At 67.1% G+C, this 24,063-nt stretch carries 24 protein-coding genes and 2 pseudogenes; 13 read left to right on the forward strand and 13 right to left on the reverse strand.

Translation table 11 applies throughout. The features are described from left to right. The first annotated feature begins 71 nt into the window (after nt 1-71). Both MYXE_RS05600 and MYXE_RS05605 read left to right on the forward strand, forming a co-directional pair. Nucleotides 72-2,009, forward strand: coding sequence for an acyl-CoA dehydrogenase family protein (locus MYXE_RS05600; RefSeq protein WP_085194658.1), 1,938 nt, complete (start codon nt 72-74; stop codon nt 2,007-2,009). Further along, a complete protein-coding gene (locus MYXE_RS05605; RefSeq protein WP_003922747.1) occupies nt 2,006-3,016 on the forward strand; it encodes a glutathione S-transferase family protein in 1,011 nt (336 codons plus the stop codon). The genes MYXE_RS05600 and MYXE_RS05605 overlap by 4 nt, the downstream gene beginning before the upstream one ends. On the opposite strand, the gene MYXE_RS05610 is transcribed toward MYXE_RS05605, so the two are convergent. Together MYXE_RS05610 and MYXE_RS05615 are read right to left on the reverse strand one after the other, a co-directional pair. Then, the gene (locus tag MYXE_RS05610) at nt 3,013-3,498 is read right to left on the reverse strand and encodes a DUF2771 domain-containing protein (RefSeq protein WP_085194698.1); all 486 of its coding nucleotides are present in this window, start codon (nt 3,496-3,498) and stop codon (nt 3,013-3,015) included. The genes MYXE_RS05605 and MYXE_RS05610 overlap by 4 nt on opposite strands. Then, nucleotides 3,495-5,207, reverse strand: a complete 1,713-nt coding sequence (locus tag MYXE_RS05615; RefSeq protein WP_415624477.1) for an MFS transporter — start codon at nt 5,205-5,207, stop codon at nt 3,495-3,497. The genes MYXE_RS05610 and MYXE_RS05615 overlap by 4 nt, the downstream gene beginning before the upstream one ends. Before the next feature lie 78 nt (nt 5,208-5,285). Between MYXE_RS05615 and MYXE_RS05620 the strand changes: the two genes are divergently transcribed. Next, on the forward strand, nt 5,286-6,065 hold the full coding sequence (locus MYXE_RS05620) for a DUF3027 domain-containing protein (RefSeq protein ID WP_112650041.1): 780 nt from the start codon (nt 5,286-5,288) through the stop codon (nt 6,063-6,065). Here MYXE_RS05620 and MYXE_RS05625 read toward each other — a convergent pair. Beyond that, nucleotides 6,062-6,517 (reverse strand): SRPBCC family protein, encoded by a 456-nt coding sequence (locus tag MYXE_RS05625; protein ID WP_085194654.1) that lies wholly within the window; start codon nt 6,515-6,517, stop codon nt 6,062-6,064. The genes MYXE_RS05620 and MYXE_RS05625 overlap by 4 nt on opposite strands. A gap of 22 nt (nt 6,518-6,539) precedes the next feature. Further along, nucleotides 6,540-6,803 (reverse strand): DUF2530 domain-containing protein, encoded by a 264-nt coding sequence (locus MYXE_RS05630; RefSeq protein WP_174893195.1) that lies wholly within the window; start codon nt 6,801-6,803, stop codon nt 6,540-6,542. Nucleotides 6,804-6,890: 87 nt separating this feature from the next. On the opposite strand from MYXE_RS05630, the gene MYXE_RS05635 reads away from it, so the two are divergent. From MYXE_RS05635 to MYXE_RS05645, 3 genes are read left to right on the forward strand one after another with little or no spacing between them, the layout of a single operon-like run. After that, the gene (locus MYXE_RS05635) at nt 6,891-7,322 is read left to right on the forward strand and encodes an Rv0880 family HTH-type transcriptional regulator (RefSeq protein ID WP_003922753.1); all 432 of its coding nucleotides are present in this window, start codon (nt 6,891-6,893) and stop codon (nt 7,320-7,322) included. Beyond that, nucleotides 7,319-8,155 (forward strand): TrmH family RNA methyltransferase, encoded by an 837-nt coding sequence (locus MYXE_RS05640; protein ID WP_003922754.1) that lies wholly within the window; start codon nt 7,319-7,321, stop codon nt 8,153-8,155. Before MYXE_RS05635 ends, MYXE_RS05640 begins: the two co-directional genes overlap by 4 nt. Further along, the gene (locus tag MYXE_RS05645) at nt 8,152-8,430 is read left to right on the forward strand and encodes a DUF2537 domain-containing protein (protein WP_003922755.1); all 279 of its coding nucleotides are present in this window, start codon (nt 8,152-8,154) and stop codon (nt 8,428-8,430) included. The genes MYXE_RS05640 and MYXE_RS05645 overlap by 4 nt, the downstream gene beginning before the upstream one ends. On the opposite strand, the gene sepH is transcribed toward MYXE_RS05645, so the two are convergent. After that, complete coding sequence (gene sepH / locus MYXE_RS05650; RefSeq protein WP_003922756.1) at nt 8,427-9,206, reverse strand: septation protein SepH; 780 nt, start codon at nt 9,204-9,206, stop codon at nt 8,427-8,429. The genes MYXE_RS05645 and sepH overlap by 4 nt on opposite strands. 112 nt (nt 9,207-9,318) lie before the next feature. Beyond that, on the reverse strand, nt 9,319-10,437 hold the full coding sequence (serC, locus tag MYXE_RS05655; RefSeq protein ID WP_085194694.1) for a phosphoserine transaminase: 1,119 nt from the start codon (nt 10,435-10,437) through the stop codon (nt 9,319-9,321). A gap of 160 nt (nt 10,438-10,597) precedes the next feature. On the opposite strand from serC, the gene MYXE_RS05660 reads away from it, so the two are divergent. Continuing rightward, nucleotides 10,598-11,620, forward strand: coding sequence for an AurF N-oxygenase family protein (locus tag MYXE_RS05660; protein ID WP_085194652.1), 1,023 nt, complete (start codon nt 10,598-10,600; stop codon nt 11,618-11,620). Between the two features lie 8 nt (nt 11,621-11,628). Continuing rightward, on the forward strand, nt 11,629-13,314 hold the full coding sequence (locus MYXE_RS05665; protein ID WP_085194650.1) for an FAD-dependent oxidoreductase: 1,686 nt from the start codon (nt 11,629-11,631) through the stop codon (nt 13,312-13,314). Here MYXE_RS05665 and MYXE_RS05670 read toward each other — a convergent pair. Beyond that, nucleotides 13,311-13,765: pseudogene (locus MYXE_RS05670) on the reverse strand (VOC family protein). The gene MYXE_RS05665 and the pseudogene MYXE_RS05670 overlap by 4 nt on opposite strands. Before the next feature lie 91 nt (nt 13,766-13,856). Then, nucleotides 13,857-14,975, reverse strand: coding sequence for a citrate synthase 2 (locus MYXE_RS05675; RefSeq protein WP_085194648.1), 1,119 nt, complete (start codon nt 14,973-14,975; stop codon nt 13,857-13,859). 75 nt (nt 14,976-15,050) lie between these two features. On the opposite strand from MYXE_RS05675, the gene pdxH reads away from it, so the two are divergent. Both pdxH and MYXE_RS05685 read left to right on the forward strand, forming a co-directional pair. Beyond that, entirely contained in the window at nt 15,051-15,707 is a 657-nt protein-coding gene (gene pdxH / locus MYXE_RS05680; RefSeq protein WP_003922762.1) for a pyridoxamine 5'-phosphate oxidase, read from the forward strand. A 147-nt stretch (nt 15,708-15,854) separates the two neighbouring features. Further along, nucleotides 15,855-17,150 carry a citrate synthase gene (locus MYXE_RS05685; protein ID WP_085194646.1) on the forward strand — a complete coding sequence of 432 codons (1,296 nt, stop codon included), beginning with the start codon at nt 15,855-15,857 and terminating at the stop codon, nt 17,148-17,150. Here the strand turns inward: MYXE_RS05685 and MYXE_RS05690 are convergent, their stop codons facing one another. Further along, nucleotides 17,151-18,725, reverse strand: coding sequence for a phytoene desaturase family protein (locus MYXE_RS05690; RefSeq protein ID WP_085194644.1), 1,575 nt, complete (start codon nt 18,723-18,725; stop codon nt 17,151-17,153). It lies immediately after the preceding gene. 3 nt (nt 18,726-18,728) lie between these two features. After that, on the reverse strand, nt 18,729-18,902 hold the full coding sequence (locus tag MYXE_RS05695) for a DUF2630 family protein (protein WP_003922765.1): 174 nt from the start codon (nt 18,900-18,902) through the stop codon (nt 18,729-18,731). 109 nt (nt 18,903-19,011) lie between these two features. Between MYXE_RS05695 and arfA the strand changes: the two genes are divergently transcribed. Genes arfA through arfC form a run of 3 tightly spaced genes read left to right on the forward strand, consistent with a single transcriptional unit; the run spans nt 19,012 to nt 20,315 of the window. After that, nucleotides 19,012-19,995 carry a channel-forming protein ArfA/OmpATb gene (gene arfA, locus MYXE_RS05700; RefSeq protein ID WP_085194642.1) on the forward strand — a complete coding sequence of 328 codons (984 nt, stop codon included), beginning with the start codon at nt 19,012-19,014 and terminating at the stop codon, nt 19,993-19,995. A 12-nt stretch (nt 19,996-20,007) separates the two neighbouring features. Next, a complete protein-coding gene (gene arfB, locus MYXE_RS23750) occupies nt 20,008-20,160 on the forward strand; it encodes a channel accessory protein ArfB (RefSeq protein ID WP_003922767.1) in 153 nt (50 codons plus the stop codon). Beyond that, complete coding sequence (gene arfC, locus MYXE_RS05705) at nt 20,160-20,315, forward strand: channel accessory protein ArfC (protein WP_161552051.1); 156 nt, start codon at nt 20,160-20,162, stop codon at nt 20,313-20,315. The genes arfB and arfC overlap by 1 nt, the downstream gene beginning before the upstream one ends. A gap of 101 nt (nt 20,316-20,416) precedes the next feature. On the opposite strand, the gene MYXE_RS05710 is transcribed toward arfC, so the two are convergent. From MYXE_RS05710 to MYXE_RS05720, 3 genes and pseudogenes are all read right to left on the reverse strand, one after another. Next, the gene (locus tag MYXE_RS05710) at nt 20,417-21,757 is read right to left on the reverse strand and encodes a sensor histidine kinase (protein ID WP_003922768.1); all 1,341 of its coding nucleotides are present in this window, start codon (nt 21,755-21,757) and stop codon (nt 20,417-20,419) included. 21 nt (nt 21,758-21,778) lie between these two features. Further along, nucleotides 21,779-22,489 (reverse strand): two-component system response regulator PrrA, encoded by a 711-nt coding sequence (gene prrA / locus MYXE_RS05715; protein ID WP_086009237.1) that lies wholly within the window; start codon nt 22,487-22,489, stop codon nt 21,779-21,781. 54 nt (nt 22,490-22,543) lie between these two features. Then, a pseudogene (locus MYXE_RS05720) lies at nt 22,544-23,943 on the reverse strand (carboxyl transferase domain-containing protein). Nucleotides 23,944-24,063 lie beyond the last annotated feature (120 nt).

Here is a 24,063-nt window from a genome sequence, read left to right on the forward strand (position 1 = left end):
GACGACGCCGGTTCGGGCTACTCTGGAGTAACTTGCGAGCTACTCTGGGGTAACAAACGAGAGGGCGTCCGATGGCACAGCAAGCACAGGTCACCGAAGAGCAGGCTAGGGCGGTAGCCGAAGAATCACGCGAAGCCGGTTGGGAGAAACCGTCCTTCGCTAAGGAGTTGTTCCTCGGCCGGTTCCCGCTGGAGTTGATTCACCCGTTTCCCCGGCCATCCGCCGACGAGACCGCCCGTACCGAGGAGTTCCTGGGCAAGTTGCGCGAATTCCTCCAAAACGTCGACGGCAGCGTCATCGAGCGTGATTCGCAGATTCCCGACGAGTATGTGAAAGGCCTTGCCGAACTGGGCTGTTTCGGCATGAAGATCCCGTCGGAGTACGGCGGATTGAACATGTCGCAGGTCGCCTACAACCGCGCGCTGATGATGGTCGCCACGGTTCACCCCAGTCTGGGCGCGCTCCTTTCAGCGCATCAGTCGATCGGGGTACCGGAACCACTCAAGCTTGCCGGGACCGAGGAACAGAAGCGGAGGTTCTTGCCGCGATGTGCGGCCGGGGCAATTTCGGCGTTTCTGCTCACCGAACCGGACGTCGGCTCGGACCCGGCACGGCTGGCGTCGACCGCGACACCGGTTGACGACGGGCAGGCCTACGAACTCGACGGGGTGAAGCTGTGGACCACCAACGGCACGGTTGCCGACCTGCTGGTCGTCATGGCCCGGGTGCCCAAGAGCGACGGACACCGAGGCGGCATCAGCGCTTTCGTCGTCGAGGCCGATTCACCGGGCATCACGGTCGAGCGGCGCAACAAGTTCATGGGATTGCGCGGCATCGAAAACGGTGTGACCAGGCTGCACAAAGTCCGAGTTCCCCGGGAAAACCTGATCGGTCGCGAGGGCGACGGACTCAAGGTCGCGCTGACCACGCTCAACGCCGGCCGGCTGTCCATACCCGCGATGGCAAGCGGCTCGGCGAAGTGGTCGCTGAAAATCGCGCGGGAATGGTCGCGCGAACGGGTGCAGTGGGGCAAGCCGATCGGTAAGCATGCCGCCGTCGCCGGCAAGATCTCATTCATCGCCGCCACCTGTTACGCGCTCGAAGCGGTGCTCGAGCTCTCCGGTCAGATGGCCGACGAAGGCCGCAACGACATCCGCATCGAGGCGGCGCTGGCCAAGTTGTGGTCCAGCGAGATGGCCTGCGTGATCGCCGACGAGCTGGTGCAGATACGCGGTGGTCGCGGCTATGAGACGGCCGAGTCGCTGGCCGCGCGAGGTGAGCGCGCGGTGCCGGTGGAGCAGGCGGTGCGCGATCTGCGGATCAACCGCATCTTCGAAGGATCCAGCGAGATCATGCGGTTGCTCATCGCCCGCGAGGCGGTCGACGCCCACCTAACCGCCGCGGGTGATCTCGCCAACCCCAAAGCCGATTTTCGGCAGAAGGCCAAGGCAGCGGCCGGTGCCAGCGGGTTCTACGCAAAGTGGTTGCCGCAACTGGTTTTCGGTGAAGGGCAGCTGCCCACAAGCTACCGCGAGTTCGGCAGGCTGGCGACGCATCTGCGGTTCGTCGAACGCTCTGCGCGCAAGCTGGCTCGCAACACGTTCTACGGAATGGCGCGCTGGCAAGCCGCATTGGAGCAAAAGCAGGGCTTCCTGGGCCGCATTGTGGACATCGGCGCCGAGCTGTTCGCCATGTCGGCGGCGTGCGTGCGGGCGGAAGCCCAACGTGTCGCCGATCCGGTCCAAGGCGAACAGGCCTACGAACTGGCCGACACGTTTTGCCAGCAGGCCACGCTTCGGGCGGAAGCCTTGTTCGACGCCTTGTGGACCAACACCGACAGCACCGATGTTGCGGTGGCAAGCGATGTTCTGGAGGGCCGCTATGTCTGGCTGGAGGAGGGCATCCTGGACCAATCCGAGGGCACCGGTCCGTGGATCGCTTCCTGGGAGCCGGGCCCGTCCACCGAAGCCAATGTCGCGCGACGGTTTCTGACGGCACCGGAGCGATGAGCTCCTACGTCGCCGAAGCGGGTGAGTTCACCCGCGACACCGACTACATCGCCACACGCATCACCGCCGACGGACGCGACGGATATCCCGTCGAGCCCGGCCGGTATCGGCTCATCGTCGCCCGGGCGTGCCCGTGGGCCAACCGCGCTGTCATCGTGCGGAGACTGCTTGGACTCGAACCTGTTGTCTCCATTGGGTTTTGCGGCCCAACCCACGACGAACGCAGCTGGACTTTCGACCTCGATCCCGGCGGCGTCGACCCCGTGCTGAAGATCCCGCGACTGCGCGATGCCTACCTCAAACGATTCCCCGACTATCCGAAGGGCATCACCGTCCCGGCGATCGTCGATATCCCCAGCGGGGCCGTCGTCACCAACGATTTTGCGCAGATCACGCTGGACTTCTCCACCGAGTGGGCCGCCTATCACCGCGACGGCGCACCGCAGCTTTATCCCGAGCCGCTGCGGGCCGAGATCGACGAGGTGAACAGGCGGGTCTACACCGAGATCAACAATGGGGTGTACCGGTGCGGGTTCGCCGGGTCACAGCAAGCCTACGAGGCGGCTTACGACCGGTTATTCAGCGCACTGGATTGGGTGAGTGAGCGGCTGTCCGGTCAGCGGTATCTGGTGGGCGACACCATCACCGAAGCCGACGTACGGCTGTTCCCCACGTTGGTGCGCTTCGACGCGGTCTATCACGGGCACTTCAAGTGCAATCGCCAAAAACTCACCGAGATGCCGGTGCTGTGGGCGTATGCGCGTGACCTGTTTCAGACCCCAGGTTTCGGTGACACCGTCGACTTCGTCCAAATCAAACAGCATTACTACATCGTGCACCGTGACATCAATCCCACCGGGATCGTGCCGAAGGGCCCCCAGCTGACCGGTTGGCTGACGCCGCATGGCCGGGAAGCTTTGGGCGGCAGGCCGTTTGGTGACGGAACGCCGCCTGGGCCGCCAGTAGAAGCTGAGCGGGTGCCCGCCGGTCATGGGGCCAACGGCTAGCTCCACACCAGGCGCACCGACCATTCGGCGTGCGGCACGTCTTGCAGCTCACCGGCCGGGTCGACGACCAAAGTCAGCAATTGCACGACGATTCCGCTCAGTCGCCCGCGTTGGGGGTCGACGGGGGGAATGGTGGCCGCGAGCCGGGTGGCGGACCGGAAAAGCGTGGTGGTCGTATTCGCCGGGTCCTCGTACACCCGAAGCAGTCGCCAAGGCGCCCGCCCGATCGCCTTGGGAACCGACAACTGCACCGGATCTCGCGCGGTGACCGCCAGCACGCCCTGCGCGTGCGGTGTCTGACAGTCGTTGACGTTCAACACATTGCAATACACATACGGGCCTACCCTGGTCAGATGCCCGTGCGTGTACGCGCTGATCTTCGGTTGCTGCGGGCCGCGACCGGATACCAGCAGCCAGGTGCCGAATCCGGAGGCGACGGCCAGCACCACGACAACCGCCACCAGTGCGACACGGCGCGTCATTCCCACGCCACCGCAGCCGGGTCGGGCCCGCACCGCGCACCTTCCTGTTCGACCATCACGGGTCGATTGCCCCCGAAGCCCGGGATCAGCGAATCACCGTGGTAGCTGACGACGGTTTGGGCCAGGCCGAGGATCAGCAGCGCGGTCACCGCGGTGAAACCGACCCACAACTCGGTGTACAACATCACGCCCAGCGCGCCGCCCAGCACCCACGCCAGCTGCAGGGTGGACTCCGATCGCCCGAACGCCGAGGCCCGCGACTCCTCGGGCAGGTCGTCCTGCAGCGACGCGTCCAGCGAGGCCTTCCCGATTGCGCTGGCCCCTGACGTGATCAAGGTGGCTATCGCGGCCACTAACAGGTTGCCGGCCACCGCTGCCGCCAGCGCCGCCGCGGTGACCGCGACGGTGCAGCGCACCACCAGCACGGCGGGCCTGCCCAACTGCAGTCGCGCGCTGGCGAAGTTGCCCGCGAAGTTTCCGAGTCCCGCCGCGGCGCCGATCAGGCCGAGCATGCCCACCTGTACCCAGGCGTTGGCTTCATGCGCCTTGGCGACGAACGCCGGGTACAAGAACAGGAAACCCACCATCACCTTGATCGTGCAGTTCCCCCACAGTGCAGTAATAATGTTGCGGCCCAACGGTTGTCGCAGCGCCCCGCTGGCCCTCTTGACCTCCTCGGCCCAGCTTCGGCGGCCTCGGCCGTTGCGGACGCGATAGCTCAACGTGGTGGGAACCTCACCGGTGGTCACCTCGACCCAGCGCGGAATCCGCATCGACAACCAGGCACCCGTTACGGTGACCGCGACGATGAAGAACAATGCGCCCGGCAAGCCGAATAGGTGGGTGAATAAAAACTCGATCCCGCTTGCGATGCCCCCTCCCACAATGGTGCCGCCGAGCAGACCGAACACCGTCAACCGGGAATTCACGCGCACCAGGTCGATGGTGGGCGGCATCACCCGCGGCGTCACCGCGCTGCGCAAGACACTGAATGACTTCGACAGCACCATCATGGCCAGCGCCGAAGGGTACAGCACCCACGGCGGGAAGCTGCCGGTGGCGCTGTCGTAGTTCATGATCAGCAGCACCGCCAGCGCCGTGCGCAGCACGAACGACAGCGCGAGCGCGACCCGGCGACCGTGCTGCAGCCGATCCAGCGCCGGGCCGATCAGCGGCGCGACAACGGCGAACGGCGCGATAGTGATCAGCAGGTACAGCGCAACCCGGGCTTTGCTCTCGCCCGTGGCCGCCGCGAAGAACAAGGTGTTGGCAAGTGCGACGGCCATCGCGGAATCGACCGCGAAGTTCGCCACTACCGGCCACGTGAGCGCGGTCAGCCCGGATTTGTCGGCGCCGTCCGCGGTGGCGGCGCGTTGCACGAGCCAATACATCCGCGAACCCATTTCGCGGCTGCGCTGTGCCGCGGCCCGCGTAACGGTAACCCGTTCACCGGGCGGCGTGCTGCGGGGCGGTGCGGGACCGCCGCGCGTTTCCGGATCGCGGTGCAGCAGTGGCGGCAGGTAGCGGTTGGCGCTGGGCATCGGCGGCGGACGGTGCAGCCGCCGATCGCCGGCGTCGTCGGCGGGATAGTTGGCCATGCCGGGATGCTCGCCGACCGGTCGGGAACCGGGCCGACGGCCAGGAGCAGCCGCGCGGCCAACGCCGGTGTGATCACGCCGACGCCCAGACACACACCAATTCTGGCTCATGCCCAGGGTGCGGGCGTGCAACCGATCGGTGTGGCTGGTCGTCCTCCCGACGCGCGGGCATCGGGGACAATGGACAGCGTGACCGCACGCACCGAAGAAGCCGCAATCACCGAGTGGTCCCAAGAGGTGGCCGCGCTTCTCACCGGCGCGGTCGACCAGGCCCGCGCCGCGATCGAGGAGTTCAGCGGTCCGGAATCGGTGGGTGACTATCTCGGCGTCAGCTACGAAGATCCCGCCGCCGCGACCCACCGGTTCTTGGCACATGTGCCCGGCTATCGGGGATGGCAGTGGGCGGTCGTGGTGGCCGCGTATCCGGGCGCCGATCACGCGACGATCAGTGAAGTGGTCCTGGTTCCTGGCCCGACCGCGCTGCTGGCACCCGAATGGGTGCCCTGGGACCAGCGGATCAGGCCCGGAGACCTGGGACCCGGTGACCTGCTGGCAGCGCCACCCGACGACCCGCGACTGGTGCCCGGCTACGCCGCCACCGGTGACCCGCAGGTCGACGAAGTCGCCGTCGAACTCGGCCTGGGGCGCCGGCGCGTGATGAGTGCTTGGGGTCGCGCGCAAGCGGCCCAACGCTGGCACGACGGCGAGTACGGTCCCAACTCGCCGATGGCGCGCTCCACCAAACGGGTGTGCCGCGACTGCGGCTTCTACCTGCCGTTGGCCGGTTCGCTGGGCAGGATGTTCGGGGTCTGCGGCAACGAGATGTCTGCCGACGGGCATGTCGTGGACGCCGAGTACGGCTGCGGCGCGCACTCCGACACCCCAGCTCCCGCGGGCGGCGGCACGCCGATGTATGACCCGTACGACGACGGGGTGCTCGACATCACCGAGACACCGGCAGACGGCTAGCCGCTCTCGGCCGCGGCCTTGATGTTGGCCAGCGACGTGTTCATACCGTCGAGAAGCTCACGTTCGAAACTGTCCACGCCGCCGAACAACGCCTTGACCGTCATGGTCGAGATGGGCTTGACGCCGTTCTCGGCGTGCCGGCTCTCGATCACCCTTGTTCCCTCGTTCGTCGGCTCGAGCTCGTAGCTCCAGATGGTGCCGTTGGCGTTGACGCGGAACGCCAGCTTCTTTTCCGGGATGACTTCGGTGAGCGTGCACGTGGTGGGCCAGAACAGCTTGTCGCGTCGGTTGAAGTTGAGCGTGCGGGTACCCGGACGCACTGGACCGAGTGGTCTCATCCATCGGCACTGCGGGCTCCACTGCGGCATACGGCGCAAATCGGATATCAGCTTCCACACCTTGGCGGCGGGTGCCTTGATGTCGACTTGGGCTTGCAACAACGGCGCTGCCATCGGGTTCTCCTCGGTTGGCTGATCACTGCGGCCGGTGATGTTCCAGGCCGGTTTGCGCGCCCCGTGCCCCACGGCGCACGGCGTCGCGCTGCCACAGGAAGATACCCGTGCCGAGGAGCCCGGTGGCCAACCCTGCTACCGTCACCGGCCGCCACGTCTCGAGGGCGGGCACCACGAAGGCCGCGATCGTCGCGGTCAGCCACCCCAGCGCGCCCACGCCGATCACCGGCCACACCTCAAGCAACCCAGGGGGAAGCGGCGGCGGTTCGAGACCCTGGCGAGACATCGCGTTCAACATACCGGTGCGGGTGACCGGGGCAGGATTCGGCGTAGACGATGCTAAGCGTTCACTACCTGTCGTAACCTTCGCGCTGTGATAGACAGCGATACGCGGCTGGCTAGCGATTTGTCGTTGGCGGTCATGCGGCTGGCGCGCCAATTGCGGTTTCGGCGTCCGCAGTCGCCGGTGTCGCTGTCACAACTGTCGGCGCTGGCCACGCTGGACAAAGAAGGCCCGATGACACCGGGCGCGCTGGCCGAACGAGAACGCGTCCGGCCGCCGTCGATGACCCGGGTGATCGCCTCGCTCGCCGAGCTGGGTTTCGTGGAGCGCACCGCACACCCGGTCGACGGCCGCCAGGTGCTGGTGTCGGTGTCTGCTGCCGGCGTGGACCTGTTGGAGTCGGAACGTCGCGCCAGCAGGGAGTGGCTCGCGCAGCGGCTCGCGTCGCTGGGCAGCGCCGAGCGTGACACGCTACGCACGGCGGCCGACCTGATGTTGGCGCTGGTCGACGAAAGTCCGTGAGCGCCAGCCGCTTCGCGGCCATCGACGTAGTGGATGTCACTGATCCCGACGACCCGCGCGTCGACAACTTCCGCGACCTCAACAGCGTGGACCGCCGTCCCGATCTGCCGAGCGGCAAGGGGCTGGTGATCGCCGAGGGCGTCCTGGTGGTGCGGCGCATGCTGGCATCCCGGTTCACGCCGCTGGCCCTGCTCGGCACCGACCGCCGGCTCGCCGAACTCCAGGCCGACCTGGCCGGGGTGGCAGCGCCGTACTACCGGGTGTCCGCCGAGGTGATGGCCCGGGTGGTCGGCTTCCATCTCAATCGTGGCGTGCTGGCCGCGGCGCGCCGGGTACCGGAGCCAGACGTCGCACAAGTTATCGACGAGGCCCGCACGGTCGCGGTGCTCGAAGGAGTGAACGACCACGAAAACCTGGGCTCGATCTTCCGCAACGCGGCCGGGCTTGGCGTCGACGCCGTGGTCTTCGGCAGCGGCTGCGCCGATCCGCTCTACCGTCGCGCGGTGCGGGTATCCATGGGTCACGCGCTCCTGGTGCCATACGCCCGCGCCACCGACTGGCCGGCCGAGCTAAAGACGCTGCGCGAACACGGCTTTCGCTTGCTGGCCATGACTCCCAACGAACACGCCCAGCCGTTGCCCGCAGCGATGGCGCAGCTGTGCGACCAGCGAGTCGCCATCCTGGTGGGAGCCGAGGGCGCCGGCCTGAGCGAAAAAGCTATGCGCGGCTGCGACCTGCGGGTGCGCATCCCGATGTCCCGCGGCACCGACTCACTCAACGTCGCCACCGCGGCCGCGCTCGCCTTCTACGAACGCGCTAGGCTCGCGCCGTGACCGACGAATCCACGCCCTGGGCAACGGGTTTGACGGTCGCCGGATTCGTCGCGGCGGTAACCGGTGTCGCGGTCGTGGTGCTGACCCTCGGGCTGGTCCGGGTTCACCCGGTGTTGGCCGTCGGGCTGAACATTGTTGCGGCCGGCGGGCTGGCGCCGACGTTGTGGGGCTGGCGCCATACTCCGGTGCTGCGCTGGTTTGTGCTGGGGGCGGCCGTCGGTGTGTCGTGCGCCTGGGTGGCGCTGCTCACGCTGGCGGCGCTGGGTCGGGCCTAGCGGTTTCCGCCGGAGCGCACGCCCAGCAACACGTCCTCCCACGCGGGAACCGGTGGCTTGCCGCGCCGAGCGCGTGCCGGCTGGCGTTGGCGTTCCGGGGCAGCGGGTGTCTCCGGCGGCGGCGCGGGATCGTCGAAATCGAGTTGGGCCACCGCCGCCACCGGGCGCAGTGGACGGTCGAAATCCGGATCGATCAGCTCGCTGGCGGCGTCGTCGATGGCGGTCACCGTTCCGCCGTGGGCACCGGGCGAGAACCGGAAGTGAGCGACATTATCGGAGCGGCCGGCCTTCCAGGCCAGCTGTACCGTCCAGCGGCCGTCGTCGCTGCGCCACGCGTCCCAACTGGTGCTGTCGGGGTCGAGCCCACGCGCGGCCAATGCGGCGCTGACCGTCTCCCGCAGTGTCGCCACCGCGGGACCGTCGGCGAGCACGGGATGCGCCGTGGTTGCCAGCTCGGCGGCCCGGGCCCGTTCCAACAGCACCGGGTGGGCGAACCGCTGGATCCGGGCGATCTCGGCGCCGGTCGCCGCGGCCACCTGCTCGACGGATGCGCCCGCGCGAATCCGGGACTGAATCTCTTTGGGGCTGAGCATGTTGCCGACCTCGATGTCCATCCTGGTTGGCCCCAGCCGCGCCCCGTCGCCGCGTACCGCCGCCCGCAGCCGATCGTCGACGAGCAGCTTGAACCTGTCGCCGGAGTCCCCGTTGCTGTTAAGAGCCTCGCAGATAATGTGTTTGCCGTCGACATCGAGCCCAAGGACCGTGAGTTCCCGCATGTCGACCTCCTCGCAGGCTCTTGGCATACCAGCGCGACGGGCCTGTCAGCTGCGCACTCTAATGCAGCTGACCGCCGTAACCGCGCTGACACGCGGGCCGGCTCGGCACCGTTTAGAGCCGCTCGACCACCCAGTCGACGCACGCGGTGAGCGCGCTGACGTCATCGGGGTCAACCGCGGGAAACATCGCGACCCGCAGTTGGTTGCGGCCGAGTTTGCGGTACGGCTCGGTGTCGACGATGCCGTTGGCCCGCAGCACCTTGGCGACTGCGGCGGCGTCGACGTCGTCGCTGAAGTCGATGGTGCCCACCACCTGGGACCTCAGCCGCGGCTCGGCGACGAAGGGTGTGGTGTAGGGCCGCTCCTGGGCCCATGAATACAGCCGCTGCGAGGAGTCGGCGGTGCGTTTGACCGCCCAGTCCAAGCCGCCATTGCTTAGCAGCCAGTCGATTTGCTCGGCCAGCAGCACCAGCGTGCCGATCGCCGGCGTGTTGTAGGTCTGGTTCTTGCGGCTGTTGTCGACTGCGATCGGCAGCGACAAAAAGTCCGGCGCCCACCGCCCGGATTCGGCGATGGCCTCGATGCGGCCCAGCGCCGCAGGGCTCAGGATGGCCAGCCACAGCCCACCATCGCCGGCGAAATTCTTCTGCGGCGCGAAGTAGTAGGCGTCGGCCTCGGTGATGTCGACCGGCAGGCCACCCGCGCCGGAGGTGGCATCGATGACGACCAGCGCATCGCCCGAGCCGACCGGACGCTGCACCGGCACGGCCACCCCGGTCGAGGTTTCGTTGTGTGCCCACGCGATCACATCCACCGACGGATCGCTGCGCGGCTCCGGTGCGCTGCCGGGATCGGCCTTGACGATGACCGGATCGCCGACGAACGGATTCTTGGCGACCGCCGAGGCGAACTTCGAACTGAACTCGCCGTAGCTCAAGTGCAGTGACCGCTTGTCGATCAGGCAGAACGCAGCGGCGTCCCAAAACGCGGTGGCACCGCCGTTGCCCAAGATCACCTCGTAATCGTCGGGCAGCGAGAAATACTCGCGCAGACCGCTGCGGACCCGGCCGACCAGGTCCTTCACCGGGGCTTGCCGGTGCGACGTGCCGAACAGCCCGGCGGCGCTGGTGGTGAGCGCCTGCAGCTGTTCGGGGCGGACCTTCGACGGTCCGGATCCGAACCGGCCGTCGCGGGGTTTGATGCCGTCGGGGATCGTGAGCTGGTCAACCATGCCCACCAGCCTAGTGAGCACCACATGTGTGACCCGAGTCACAACGAGGCGGGTGGCGGCGGCTCGGCCACACTGGCGGACCCGACTCTAGCAAGTTGGCGATACCTCCGGTACTGTGTACACAACCCGTACGAATGTAAACCTCGTCAGGAGGCTATTCATGGCTCGGACGAAAATGGTGCAGCGGTGGCGCCGCAACATGGAGGTGCGGGACGACGCCGACTACGTCGACTTGCTGACCACACTGTCCGAGGGGTCGGTGCGGCGCAATTTCAATCCGTACACCGACATCGACTGGGACTCACCGGACTTCGCGGTGAGCGACGACGACCCCCGCTGGATCCTGCCGCAGACCGATCCGCTGGGGCGGCACCCGTGGTATCTGGCGCAGCCGCTGGAGCGCCAGATCAAGATCGGTATGTGGCGTCAGGCCAATGTCGCCAAGGTGGGCCTGCAGTTTGAATCCGTTCTGATCCGCGGGTTGATGGAGTACGCGTTCTGGGTGCCCAACGGCTCGCCGGAGTACCGGTACTGCCTGCACGAGTCGGTCGAAGAGTGCAACCACACCATGATGTTTCAGGAGATGATCAACCGCATCGGCACCGACGTGCCCGGCGCGCCCCGGTTCCTGCGGTGGGTGTCGCCGTTGATTCCGCTGGTCGCCGGCCCGCTTCCGATTCCGTTCTTCTTCGGGGTGCTCGCAGGTGAGGAGCCGATCGACCACGCCCAGAAAAACGTGTTGCGAGAAGGGAAGTCGCTGCACCCGATCATCGAGCGGGTGATGGCCATCCACGTGGCCGAAGAGGCGCGACACATCTCCTTCGCCCACGAATACCTGCGCAAGCGGGTTCCGCATCTGCCCAAGCGGAAGCGGTTTTGGCTGTCGCTGTATGTCCCGGTGGTGATGCGGATGCTGGGCCAAGCGATCACGGTGCCGCCCAAGAGCTTCTGGCGTGAATTCGACATCCCGCGCGAGGTCAAGAAAGAGCTGTTCTTCCGCTCCCCGGAGTCCCGGAAGTTCCTGCAGGACATGTTCGCCGACGTTCGGATGCTCGCCTGCGACACCGGCCTGATGAACCCGGTCGCCAAGCTGGTGTGGCGGATCTGCAAGATCAACGGCAAGCCGTCGCGCTACCGCAGCGAGCCGCAGCGCCAGCATCTGGCGGCCGTTCCGGCTGCCTGACTGCCGTTATGCCGCACGTCATCACCCAGTCGTGCTGTAGCGACGGGTCCTGCGTTTACGCCTGTCCGGTGAACTGCATCCATCCCACACCGGACGAGCCCGGGTTTGCCACTTCCGAGATGCTCTACATCGACCCGGTCGCCTGTGTCGACTGTGGTGCCTGCGTGAGTGCGTGCCCGGTCGGGGCCATCGCGCCCGATACCCGGTTGACGGACGACCAGCGGGCGTTCGCCGAAATCAACGCGTCCTATTACCCCGAGCGGCCCGCCGGGCAGAAGCTGCCCCCCACATCGAAGCTGGCCCCGGTGATCCCCGCCCCGCAACCGCGCCGCGGTGCGCTGAGCGTGGCCATTGTCGGATCAGGCCCGGCCGCGATGTACGCCGCCGACGAACTGCTCACCCAGCACGGGGTGCGGGTCAACGTCTTCGAGAAGCTGCCCACCCCTTACGGGTTGGTGCGCGCCGGGGTGGCGCCCGATCACCAGAGCACCAAGCGGGTCACCGCGCTATTCGACCGGATCGCTAGGCGCCGAGGTTTTCGCTTCTACCTCAACGTCGAAGTCGGCAAGCATCTGAGCCACGCCGAGCTGCTCGCCCACCACCACGCCGTCATCTACGCCAGCGGCGCACCCAACGACCGCCGGCTCGGCCTCGAAGGCATGGGCTTGCCCGGCACGGGCACCGCCACCGAGGTGGTGGCCTGGTACAACGGCCATCCCGAATTCGCCGATCTGCCCATGGATCTCAGCCACGAGCGTGTCGTGATCATCGGGAATGGCAACGTCGCATTAGATGTCGCCCGCGTGCTCACCGCCGATCCGGACAAGTTGGCTCAGACCGACATTGCCGATCACGCGCTCAAAGCGCTGCGGCGGTCGCGGGTCCACGAGGTGGTCATCGCGGCCCGGCGCGGACCGGCGCAGTCCGCGTTCACGCTGCCCGAGCTGATCGGGTTGACCGCGACGGCCGACATCGTGCTGGACGCGCAAGACCACGAGCTGGTGCAGCGCGATCTGGCCGCCGCCGCGAAGACCTTGACCCGGCAGAAGTTGGAAATACTGAGCAAACTCGGCGACAGCTCGTCGCCGTCGTCGCGGCCACGAATCCGGTTGGCCTACCGACTCACACCCCGGCGGGTGCTCGGCCGCCAGCGCGCCAGCGGCGTCGAGTTCTGCGTCACGGACACCGACCGGGTGTGCGCACTCGAGGCCGGCCTGGTATTGACCTCAATCGGCTATCGGGGCAAGCCGATTCGCGATCTGCCGTTCGACGAAGACGCCGGTGTCGTCCCCAACGACAGGGGCCGGGTCGTCGACCCGACATCAGGCCGACCGGTGCCCGGCGCCTACGTCGCGGGGTGGATCAAGCGCGGGCCGACCGGGTTCATCGGCACCAACAAGTCCTGCGCGCAGCAAACCGTACAGCAGCTCGTCGACGACTTCAACGCCGGCTTGCTCGCCGAGCCGATCAGCAGACCGTCGGCATTGGACAAACTCGTGCGGGAACGTCAGCCCGATCTCGTGGACGCCGCCGGATGGCAGGCCATCGACGCCGCCGAGATCTCCCGCGGCACCGCCGACGGACGTCCCCGCATCAAGTTCACCTCGATCACCGACATGCTGGCAGCCGCGGCGCTTGCGCCCGCGCCGCCGCTGCGGCAGCGGCTGGTCAACCGGCTGCGCGAATTGGCTTAACGCGCCGCTTGGCCCATCGCTGCGGCGATCTCCTCCATGCTGACCTCACGCACCGGCTGTCCCAGCGACCAGTGGTGACCGAACGGGTCGGCGACCACGCCGTAGCGGTCCCCCAGAACTGGTCGTCCAACGGCGCCACCACGGTGGCGCCGGCGTCGAGCGCACGCTGGAACTTGGCGTCGACGTCGGTGACGGTCAAATGAATGGTGACCGGGGTTCCGCCCAGTGACTTCGGTGTCATCGACTTGCCACCGCAGGTCTCGGGGAAGTCGTCGTTGAGCATCACCGTGAAGCCGTTGATGCGCAGCGCGGCGTGGATCAGCTTGCCGTCGGGGCCAGGCACCCGGCCCAGCTCTACGGCGTCGAAAGCCTTGACGTAAAAGTCGATCGCCGCGGCGGCGTCGTCGACGACGAGATGCGGTGACAGTGCGGGTTCGACGGTGATCGCCATGATGGCCTCCTACGGTCAGGTTTCTCGCGGCCCGGACGGGCTCACCAGTACCGACCCGGCCACCGACGCAAACTCATCGCAGCGTGTGGCCTCAACCTTTCTGAATCTGGTCCCAGCCTTCGACCGACTCCGGGCTACGCGGTCCGGGGCCCACGTAGATCGCCGACGGCCGCACCAGCTTGCCCAGTTGCTTCTGCTCGAGAATGTGGGCACACCAACCGGCGGTCCGGCCACAGGTGAACATCGCCGGCATCATTTTGGCCGGCACTCGGGCGAAATCGAGGACCACCGCTGCCCAGAACTCGACGTTGGTTTCGATCGCGCGGTCCGGGCGGCGCTCACGCAGCTCGGCCAATGCCGCCTGCTCGACGGCCAACGCCACCTCGTAGCGCGGAGCGCCCAGCCGCTTGGCGGTCGCCCGCAAGACCCGCGCTCGGGGATCCTCCGCGCGATAGACCCGGTGCCCGAACCCCATCAGTTTCTCGCCGCGATCCAGGATTCCTTTGACCAGACCGCGGGCATCGCCGGTGCGCTCGACTTCTTCGAGCATGGGCAGCACCCGGGCCGGTGCACCGCCATGCAGCGGGCCGCTCATCGCCCCGATCGCCCCAGACAGCGCGGCGGCCACGTCTGCGCCGGTGGATGCGATCACCCGTGCGGTGAACGTCGACGCGTTCATGCCATGCTCGGCGGCTGATACCCAGTAGGCGTCGACGGCCTCGATGTGGCGCGGGTCGGGCTCGCCTTGCCAACGCGTCATGAAACGTGCTGTGATCGTGGGACATTCGTCGATGATTCGTTGCGGAACTGCGGGCTGGTAGATGCCGCGCGCCGACTGGGCGACATAGGACAGCGCCATCACCGAGGCGCGGGCCAGCTGCTCTCGCGCGGTGATGTCGTCGATGTCGAGCAGCGGCTGGTATCCCCAAATGGGCGCCAACATCGCCAACCCCGCCTGCACATCGACCCGCACATCGCCGCTGTGGATCGGCAGGGGGAACGGTTCGGCCGGCGGCAGGCCATGGCCGAATTTGCCGTCCACCAGTAGTGCCCAGACATCGCCGAAGGTGACCTGCCGGCTCACCAGGTCCTCGATGTCGACGCCGCGATAGCGCAGCGCGCCCCCGTCCTTGTCCGGTTCGGCGATCTCGGTGGTGAACGCGACCACACCGTCGAGGCCGGCGACGAAATTCTCCGGGACCACAGTCATGGCGCCGATTCTCTCATTCCGCCCAACCACCGCCGCTACCGGTCGGTAAGGAGGAGCGGGAGTAGCGTGGGCGCGATGGCAGGTCCTGACAGCGAACACTTGGCGGCGATGCGGGTTGAGTACAGCGCCGAAAAAGACGGATGCCCCGACCTCGACGCGGATTGGCTCGACGACGGGTGGGTTGCGTTGTTCCGCAAGTGGATCGGTGACGCCGAACGCGCCGGGATCGCCGAGCCTAACGCCATGGTATTGGCCACTGTGGACGCCGGGCGGCCGGTCACCCGCTCGGTGCTGTGCAAAGACGTCGATGAGGGCGGGATCACCTTCTTCACCAACTACGACTCCGCCAAGGGTGCCGAGCTCGCGGCCACCCCGTACGCGTCGGCGACCTTTCCCTGGTACCAGCTGGGTCGGCAATTCCACATCCGCGGCCCGGTGACCAAGGTCGATCCGCGGGTCACCGAGGACTACTGGTCCAAGCGGCCACGCGGCTCGCAGCTGGGTGCGTGGGCGTCGCAGCAGTCTCACCCGATCGCCTCCCGGGCGGCATTGCTGGCTCGACTCGCCGAGGTGAGCGCGCGTTTTGCCGACGTCGAGCGCATCCCGGTCCCGCCGAACTGGGGCGGGTATCGCATCGCACCCGAGGTGGTCGAGTTCTGGCAAGGCCGGGAAAACCGGCTCCACAACCGGATTCGCGTCATCGGCGGCCGGGTCGAGCGCCTGCAGCCCTGACCCCGGGGCGGTGCGCGCCGCGAGCGAGGCAGGTTGGTCGCCTTGGGTGGCCCCCCGCAGGCGCGCCGAGAAGATAGCGACTACCTTGAGCTATACACGCCTGGTAAGGCCAGCGTTGTCACTGCTGATTAGCGCAAAGGGGTTCTTGTGGCCGCAACCGACGACGTCGCCACTCTCCGCTACCCGGGCGGCGAGTTGGATTTGGAAATCGTGCATGCCACGGAAGGAGCCGACGGCATCGCACTCGGCTCGCTGCTGGCCAAGACCGGATACACGACGTTCGACACCGGCTACGCGAACACCGCGTCCACCAAGAGCGCCATCACCTTCATCGACGGAGACGCCGGCATCCTGCGCTACCGCGGCTACCCGATCGAGCAGCTCGCCGAGAAGTCGACGTTCATCGAGGTCAGCTATCTGCTGATCTACGGTGAGCTGCCGACCAAGGAACAACTGGCCGCGTTCACCCACCAGATTCAGCGGCACACCATGTTGCATGAGGACCTGAAACGGTTCTTCGACGGCTTTCCCCGCAATGCGCATCCCATGCCCGTGTTGTCGAGCGCAGTCAACGCACTCTCGGCGTACTACCAGGACTCGCTGGACCCGATGGACAGCGATCAGGTCGAGCTATCCACGATCCGCCTGCTGGCCAAGCTGCCCACGATCGCGGCCTACGCCTACAAGAAGTCGGTCGGGCAGCCGTTCCTTTACCCGGATAACTCACACACCCTGGTGGAGAACTTCCTGCGGATGACGTTCGGGCTGCCCGCCGAGCCCTACGAGGTCGACCCGGAAGTGGTCCGCGCGCTGGACATGCTGTTCATCTTGCACGCCGACCACGAGCAGAACTGCTCGACGTCGACCGTCCGGCTGGTCGGCTCGTCCCAGGCCAACCTGTTCACGTCCATCTCCGGCGGCATCAACGCGCTGTGGGGACCGCTGCACGGCGGGGCCAACCAGGCGGTGCTGGAGATGCTGGAGAAGATCCGCCAAGAGGGCGGCGACGTGCACGACTTCGTCCGCAAGGTGAAAAATCGTGAAGCCGGGGTCAAGCTGATGGGCTTCGGGCACCGCGTCTACAAGAATTACGACCCGCGGGCCCGGATCGTCAAAGAGCAGGCCGACAAGATTCTCGGCAAGGTCGGTGCCGACGACGATCTGCTGGAGATCGCCAAGGCGCTCGAGGAAGCCGCGCTCACCGACGACTACTTCGTCGAACGCAAGCTCTATCCCAACGTCGACTTCTACACCGGCCTGATCTACCGGGCCATCGGGTTCCCCACCCGGATGTTCACGGTGTTGTTCGCGCTGGGACGGCTGCCCGGCTGGATCGCGCACTGGCGTGAGATGCACGACGAGGGTGAGAGCAAGATCGGCCGTCCGCGCCAGATCTATGTCGGGCATGGCGAGCGTGACTATGTCGCGATCGACGCGCGCTAGTCAGTTGGACGCCAGCACCGCCATCGCGGCGTTGTGACCGCCGATGCCCGACACCGCGCCCCCACGCCGGGCCGCCGAGCCGCACACGATGATTCGCTCGTAGTCGGTGGCCACCCCCCACTGGCGCGCCGGCGTATCCAGCGATTCGTCGTCGTCGGCGAACGGCCAGGACAGGGCACCGTGAAAGATGTTGCCGCCGCTCATCGCCAGCGTTCGCTCCAGGTCTAGCGTGGTCTTCGTCTCGATGCAGGGCCGGCCGTGGGCGTCGATCATCAGCACATCTTGAATCGGTTCGGCCAGAACAGAATTCAGCGAGGTGAGGACCGCTTCGGTGAGCTGATCGCGGGCCACGCCGGGGCTGCGGTCAGCACGCAATGTGTGCGGTGTATGCAGGCCGAACACCGTAAGGGTCGCCGCGCCGGAGTCGCGTAACGCGGCGGACAGCACGCTCGGATCGGTCAGTGAATGGCAATACACTTCGCAGGGCAAGGGCTCGGGCAATCCTCCGCTGGCCGCCCGCGAGTAGGCCGCGTCCAACTGGGTCCATGTTTCGTTGACGTGGAAGGTTCCGCCGAAGGCCTGCTCAGCTGTCACCCCGTCGTCGCGCAAGCGAGGCAGCCGCCGCACCACCATGTTCACCTTGACCTGGCAGCCCTCGGCCAGTGGCGGCCGGGGCTGGCCCAGCAGGTCGGCCAGCACCACCGGGGTGACGCCGGCCAGGATGACTCGGCCCCGGATGCGGCATTCTTCGCCGCCACAGCGGTACCACACCTCGCCTTCGGGGTCGACCGCGTAAACATCTGCACCAGTTACTATTTCGGCGCCGTGGCTGGTGGCCGCGGCGGCCAGGGCCGCCGTCACCGAACCCATGCCGCCGACCGGGACATCCCAGTGCCCGGTGCCTCCGCCGAGCAGGTGATACAGCAGGCAGATGTTTTGGCGCAGCGACGGGTCGTTGACGCCGGCGAAGGTGCCGATCAGCGCGTCGGTGGCGATCACGCCGCGGACGAGGTCGTTGCCCACCGCGGCGGCGATGGCGTGCCCGATGGGTTCTTCTGTGATCGCTCGCCATGCCGCGTCGGCCTCGGGCCTGTTGCCGTCAAGGACGTGCCGGTGCATCTGGGTACGGGTGCGCAGCGGCTCGAGCAACGTCGGCCACAGCCGCTCAGTCACCAGTCGGCAGCGCCGGTAAAACGCTATGAACCCTGGCTCGTCATCGGCGGCTCCGATCGCGGCGAAGGTGTTCTGGGCTCCGACAAGCAGACCCCGGCGACCGGCCGTAGCGGGGTCGGGGGTATACGACGCATACCGCCGCCGTGCCAACCGAACCGGCGCGCCCAAGTCGTCGACGACGCGCGGCGGTAACAAGCTGACCAGATACGCATATTGCGACAGTTGTGTGTCGACGCCGTCGAAGACTTGGGCCGAGACCGCGGCCCCACCGACATGGTCGAGCCGCTCGAGCAGCCGCACTCGCAAGCCGGCGCGGGCCAGATACGCGGCCGCTACCAACCCGTTGTGCCCGCCACCCACCACGATCGCATCGAAATCGCGCGTCGAGCTGGCCGAGGCCATCGGCTAGCTGAGGTAGCCCTCGACCTGGTCCGGCGGGCGCACGCTGGCGTCTCGGGGGTCAGCACCGGTCTCGCGCAGCGCCCGACGCTGCCGATCGCGCAGCGCCTTCTCCTCGGCAACCAAGTCGCGGATTCGCGCCAGGGTGTCTTGGTCGGTGGGTTTTCTCTCCTCTGCCACCTCTCCAGTGTGCCTGAGGCAAGCGCGGTGCTGCGGAGTACCGGGCAGTGGTTCGGTGGCCTAGCTAGGCTTCCTATCGCTTGCGAACACCATTGGTATGGGAGGGCAGATGGCGGGTTCCGGCGAAGCACCCGCAAACACCCAATGGCGGCGAGCCGCGAAGTTCTATCGATGCCCCCTCGGCATTGCGTGGCTGATCGCCGTGGTGATTATTCCGCTGTTGCTGACAGTGATCGGCTACGGGCTGGCCGAGCGGTCGCGTTCGCAGGCCGCCGGTCCGGTCGCTAAGGTTCCGGGCGAAACCCATACCAGTGTTGCCAGACCTGTGCCTAAACCCCCACGGGTACCGGTTATTTCGCTGGCACCGCTCTCAGTTGTCCGTAAGGGCAACGATATAACGCTGCGTGGGGAGTTCCCCGATGACATGGCCAAGAGCGCACTACTGGAAGCGGTCAAGAGCTCGGTCGGTCCCGACGTCAACGTCGTCGACAAAATCACGATCAACCCCAACGTCAACGCGCTCGATTGCTCCGACGCCGGACCGGTTTTCAGCGCCGCCGCGTCGATCAGGGATTTCCAACTTACCGTCGACGGCGACACCATCACGTTGGCGGGGACCGCTGCCACGAACGACCAGGGCGACGCCGTCGAGCAGGCAGCTGAGGATGCCTGGCCGAATCTGAACATCGTGGACAAGATGGAAGTCAGCGGCCCGGTTGCGCCGACCGCTGCGTGTGCCGACTTGCAACAAGCCGTCAACCGCGTGCTGCCCACGCCAATCACCTTTCCTACCAACAGCTTTACACTCACACCTGACGACGAGCAAAAGCTGACTCAAGTCGCGGACAAGCTGAAAAGCTGCCCTGGCGCGCACATCACCGTCAACGGCTACAGCGACAACACCGGCGACGACGCTGTCAATGTTTCGCTCAGCGACAACAGGGCGAATTCGGTCGCCGACTTCCTGATCGCCAAAGGTGTGACAGGCGACCGCATTACGGCCAAGGGAATGGGCGCGGCCAACCCGGTCGCCGGCAACGACACTCCGGAGGGGCGTGCCCGGAATCGCCGCGTCGAAATCGTGGTCAGCTAAGGAGAATCCGAGATGGATTTCGTGATCCAATGGATGTGGTATCTGCTGGCTTTCGTGGCGGGATCGGCGGTTGCGTGGGTGATCACGGTCATCGCGATCAGGCGCACCAGCGAAGAACAAGCCATCGCGGACATGCCGGGCTCACGTGAGACAGGTGCACGGTGATGGACGACGTGAACTGGTGGCTGCTGGCGCTGGCGTTCGTCTTGGGTGTGGTGCTGACGTTCGCGATGACGGTTCGGCGCGTCAGACGCGAAATACCGGTGGGCGGTGCTGCCGGCGGGGAGGAGACACAACCGCCACAGGACAAGGAGACGTAGGCCGTAGGGCCCGGCCGTTACGTCGCCGACTGTGCAGGTTGTGGTCGGAAACTTCGGCGAATTGCGTGGAAAAGCTGCACACTCGGCGCGGAAGCCCGGGCTTAGCTGGGTGGGGGCAGGCGTAGCAGCAGCCGCGCCCCGCCCAGCGGGCTGTTTTCCAACGATGCTGTGCCGCCGTGTAATTGGGCCTGCTGGGCCACCAGCGCCAGCCCCAGTCCCGACCCCGAATGCGAGGCCGTCGACCCGCGAGAAAACCGCTCGAACACCACTTGGCGCTCTTCCTCGGGCACTCCCGTGCCGTTGTCGTCGATCGCGATTTCCACGCCTTCTCGCGAGCTGACCGCCGACAGCTGAACCCGGGTGGCGCCGCCGTGTTTGACCGCGTTGGCGATCGCGTTGTCGACGGCCAACCGCAACCCGGCTGGCAGTCCCACGATGATGCAGGTCGGCGAGGGTACCAGCGAAACGTCGAGATTCGGGTAGACCCGCATGGCATCGTGCGCGGCACGGTCGAGCAACTCGGTGATGTCGACCGGCACATGGTCTTCCCGGGTGGACAACTCGCCCTGCGCCAGCCGTTCGAGCGCGCTCAGCGTGGCCTCGATGCGTGACTGGGTGCGGATCACGTCGTTGAGGACTTCTTTGCGTTGGTCGTCGGGCAGGTCCAGGGTGGCCAGCACCTCGAGGTTGGTCCGCATTGCCGTCAGCGGAGTGCGCAGCTCGTGCGCCGACACCGACGCGAAGTCGCGGGCCGAGGCGAGCGCCTCCTTCGTGCGGTTCTGCTCGTCCCAGATGCGCTGCAGCATCCCCCGCATTGCCTCGGCGATTTCGACGGCCTCAGTGGCGCCGCGCACCTGAACCTGCGGCGCCTCGTCGCCGGCATCGATGGAACGGGTCTGCTGGGCCAGCCGTTTGAACGGTCGCACCGCGAATGTCGCCAGCAGCCAAGCGAATATCGCCGACGCGGCGATGGCGAACGCACAGACGAGCACCACCCGGCGGTGCTGGGCATTGGTGTCGGCGATGGTTTCGTCGTAGGTGGCTCCGACTTCCACCGACATCGGTTGCGGTGCGGGGATGTCCACCGTCCGCACCCGGTAGCGTTTTCCGTTAATGTAGGTGTCGGCGTAGTCCTGGTCGAGCTTGGGCAGCGTGATGCTCGAGTTCGACGTGACCGTGTCACCGCGGCGGACCGTGATGATGGCGTCGGCGTCGCTGGGTGAGCGCGGGATCTGATCGAGGCCACGTGGCAGGAACGGAATCGCGAAACCAGCCGCTTCGTCGAGGCGGCGGTCCAGCCAGTACTGACGGTCCTTGGTAATCCCGAACCAGACGATGGTGCCGACGATCAGCACGGGGATGGCCGCGCCGATGGCCGTCGCGACCACGACCCGTGCGCGCAGCGAGGGCGTACGGGTCAGGATTCGGGATAGTAAGTTCATGGCTGCATGGGTCTTTTCCCGTCACTGCATGCGCAGCACGAATCCGACCCCACGAACAGTATGCAGCAGCCGGGGTGCACCGCCCGCTTCCAGCTTGCGCCGCAGGTAGCCGATGAACACGTCCACGACGTTGGTGTCGGCGGCGAAATCGTAGCCCCACACCAGTTCCAGCAGCTGGGCGCGCGACAGCACCGCGGTCTTGTGCTCGGCCAGCACCGCGAGCAGGTCGAACTCCCGCTTGGTGAGGTCCACGTCGATCCCGTTGACCCGCGCGCGCCGGCCCGGGATGTCGACCTCCAGCGGGCCCACCGTGATGGTTTCCGACGACGACGTCGCGGTGGAGCCGCGCCGGCGCAACAGTGCACGCACCCGCGCGACGAGTTCGGCCAGCACAAACGGCTTGACCAGGTAGTCGTCGGCGCCGGCTTCCAGCCCGGCCACCCGGTCGTCGACCGAGCTGCGCGCGCTCAGCACGCACACCGGCACGTCGTTGTCCATGGCGCGCAGCGCGGTGACCACGCTGACCCCGTCCAGCACGGGCATGTTGATATCCAGCACGATCGCATCGGGTCGGGTTTCGGTGGCACTGCGCAACGCCTCGGCGCCGTCGGCCGCGGTCGACACCTCGAATCCGGAGAGCCGCAGTCCGCGTTCCAGCGAAGCCAGCACGTCAGAGTCGTCGTCGACAACCAGCACGCGGGGTGAGGTCACACCAGTGTCCATGCCGCCTATCTTGCCTGAAGGAGCCGCCCGCCGGTGGGACGCCGAGCTGTGCGCCGCCGACGGTCAGCGCAACCCGATCCGGCGGTAGCGTTGCAGCCGGGTCCTCATGCGCTCGGCGTCGGGCACAGCGCGCAGCGCATGCACTTCGGCGGCGATGGCGCCGGCAAGCCGTTTGGAGAATTCGATCGGCTCGTCGGCGGCATCGGGGTGCTCGACGACGATCCGATCGACGATGCCCGACGCGAGCAGGTCGGCCGACCGGATCCCTTGTGCCGCAGCCAGTTCCGCGGCGTGTGCGGTATCGCGGAAGACGATCGCGCTGGCACCCTCCGGCGGCAGCGGCGCCAGCCAGCCGTGCAGTGCGGCCAGCACCCGGTCGGCGGGCACCATCGCCAGTGCCGCCCGCCGCTGCCCTGGCCCAGCAGCACCGACACCGTCGGTGTGTCCAGCGTGACGAGGTCGGCCAGGCAGCGGGCAATCTCGCCGGCCAACCCACCCTGCTCGGCTTCGGCCGACAACGCGGGGCCCGCGGTGTCGATGACCAGCACCAACGGCAAACGCAGTTCGGCGGCCAACGCCATGCCGCGGCGGGCTTCACGCAATGCGGCCGGACCGACGATGCCCCCGACGATGCGCTGCTGGCCGAGCACGACGGCGGGTTGGCCGGCGAACCGGGCAAGCGCGAGGAGGGTAGTCGCCGCCTCGCCCTGATCTGCGCCGAATTGCAGCCCGGACAACAGCACCTGCTCGGTGCAGCCGTGCCGCAGCAGATGCCGCACTCCCGGGCGGTCCGGTCGCCGCGACGCCACCACCGAATCCCAGGCCGGGACATCGGGTATCGGCTCGGCGGGCGGCGACGGCGGTGGTGGCTCGGGAGCGTCGGCGAGCACCTTCAACGCGCGATCCAGCGTGTCGCGCAGCTCTTCGAGCGGCACGACACCGTCGATCACCCCGTGCCGCTGCAGGTTCTCCGCGACCTGAATGCCGGCGGGAAACGGTTCGCCGTAGAGCTGCTCGTACACCCGCGGGCCCAAAAACCCGATCAGCGCGCCGGGCTCGGCGATGGTGATGTGCCCCAGCGAACCCCACGACGCGAACACACCGCCGGTGGTCGGGTGGCGCAAATACACCAGGTAGGGCAGGTGGGCCCGCTTGTGCAGGGTGACGGCGGCGGCGATCTTGACCATTTGCAGGAACGCGACGGTGCCCTCCTGCATGCGGGTACCGCCGGAACTGGGCGACGCCAGCAGCGGCAGCCGTTCTGCGGTTGCCCGCTGCATCGCCGCGGTGATTCGCTCTGCCGCTGCCACGCCGATCGAGCCGCCGAGGAAGCCGAATTCGCACACCACCACCGCGACCCGGCGCCCGAAAACCCGTCCCTCCCCGGTCAGCACCGCTTCGTCCACACCGGTGGCAGCCCGGGCGGCGGCCAGCTCCCGGGCATAGGACTCTGAGGCCGGCACCGCGGGTGGCGTGGTGTCCCAGCTGACGAACGAGCCGTCGTCAAGCACCGCCTCGCGCAGCTCGTCGATTCCCGTGCGGCGCACCGTTTGAGGGTAGCCAGTGGGATTTGGTGTGCGACA

It is taken from the genome of Mycobacterium xenopi (assembly GCF_009936235.1).
In the GTDB taxonomy this organism is placed as follows: Bacteria; Actinomycetota; Actinomycetes; order Mycobacteriales; family Mycobacteriaceae; genus Mycobacterium; species Mycobacterium xenopi.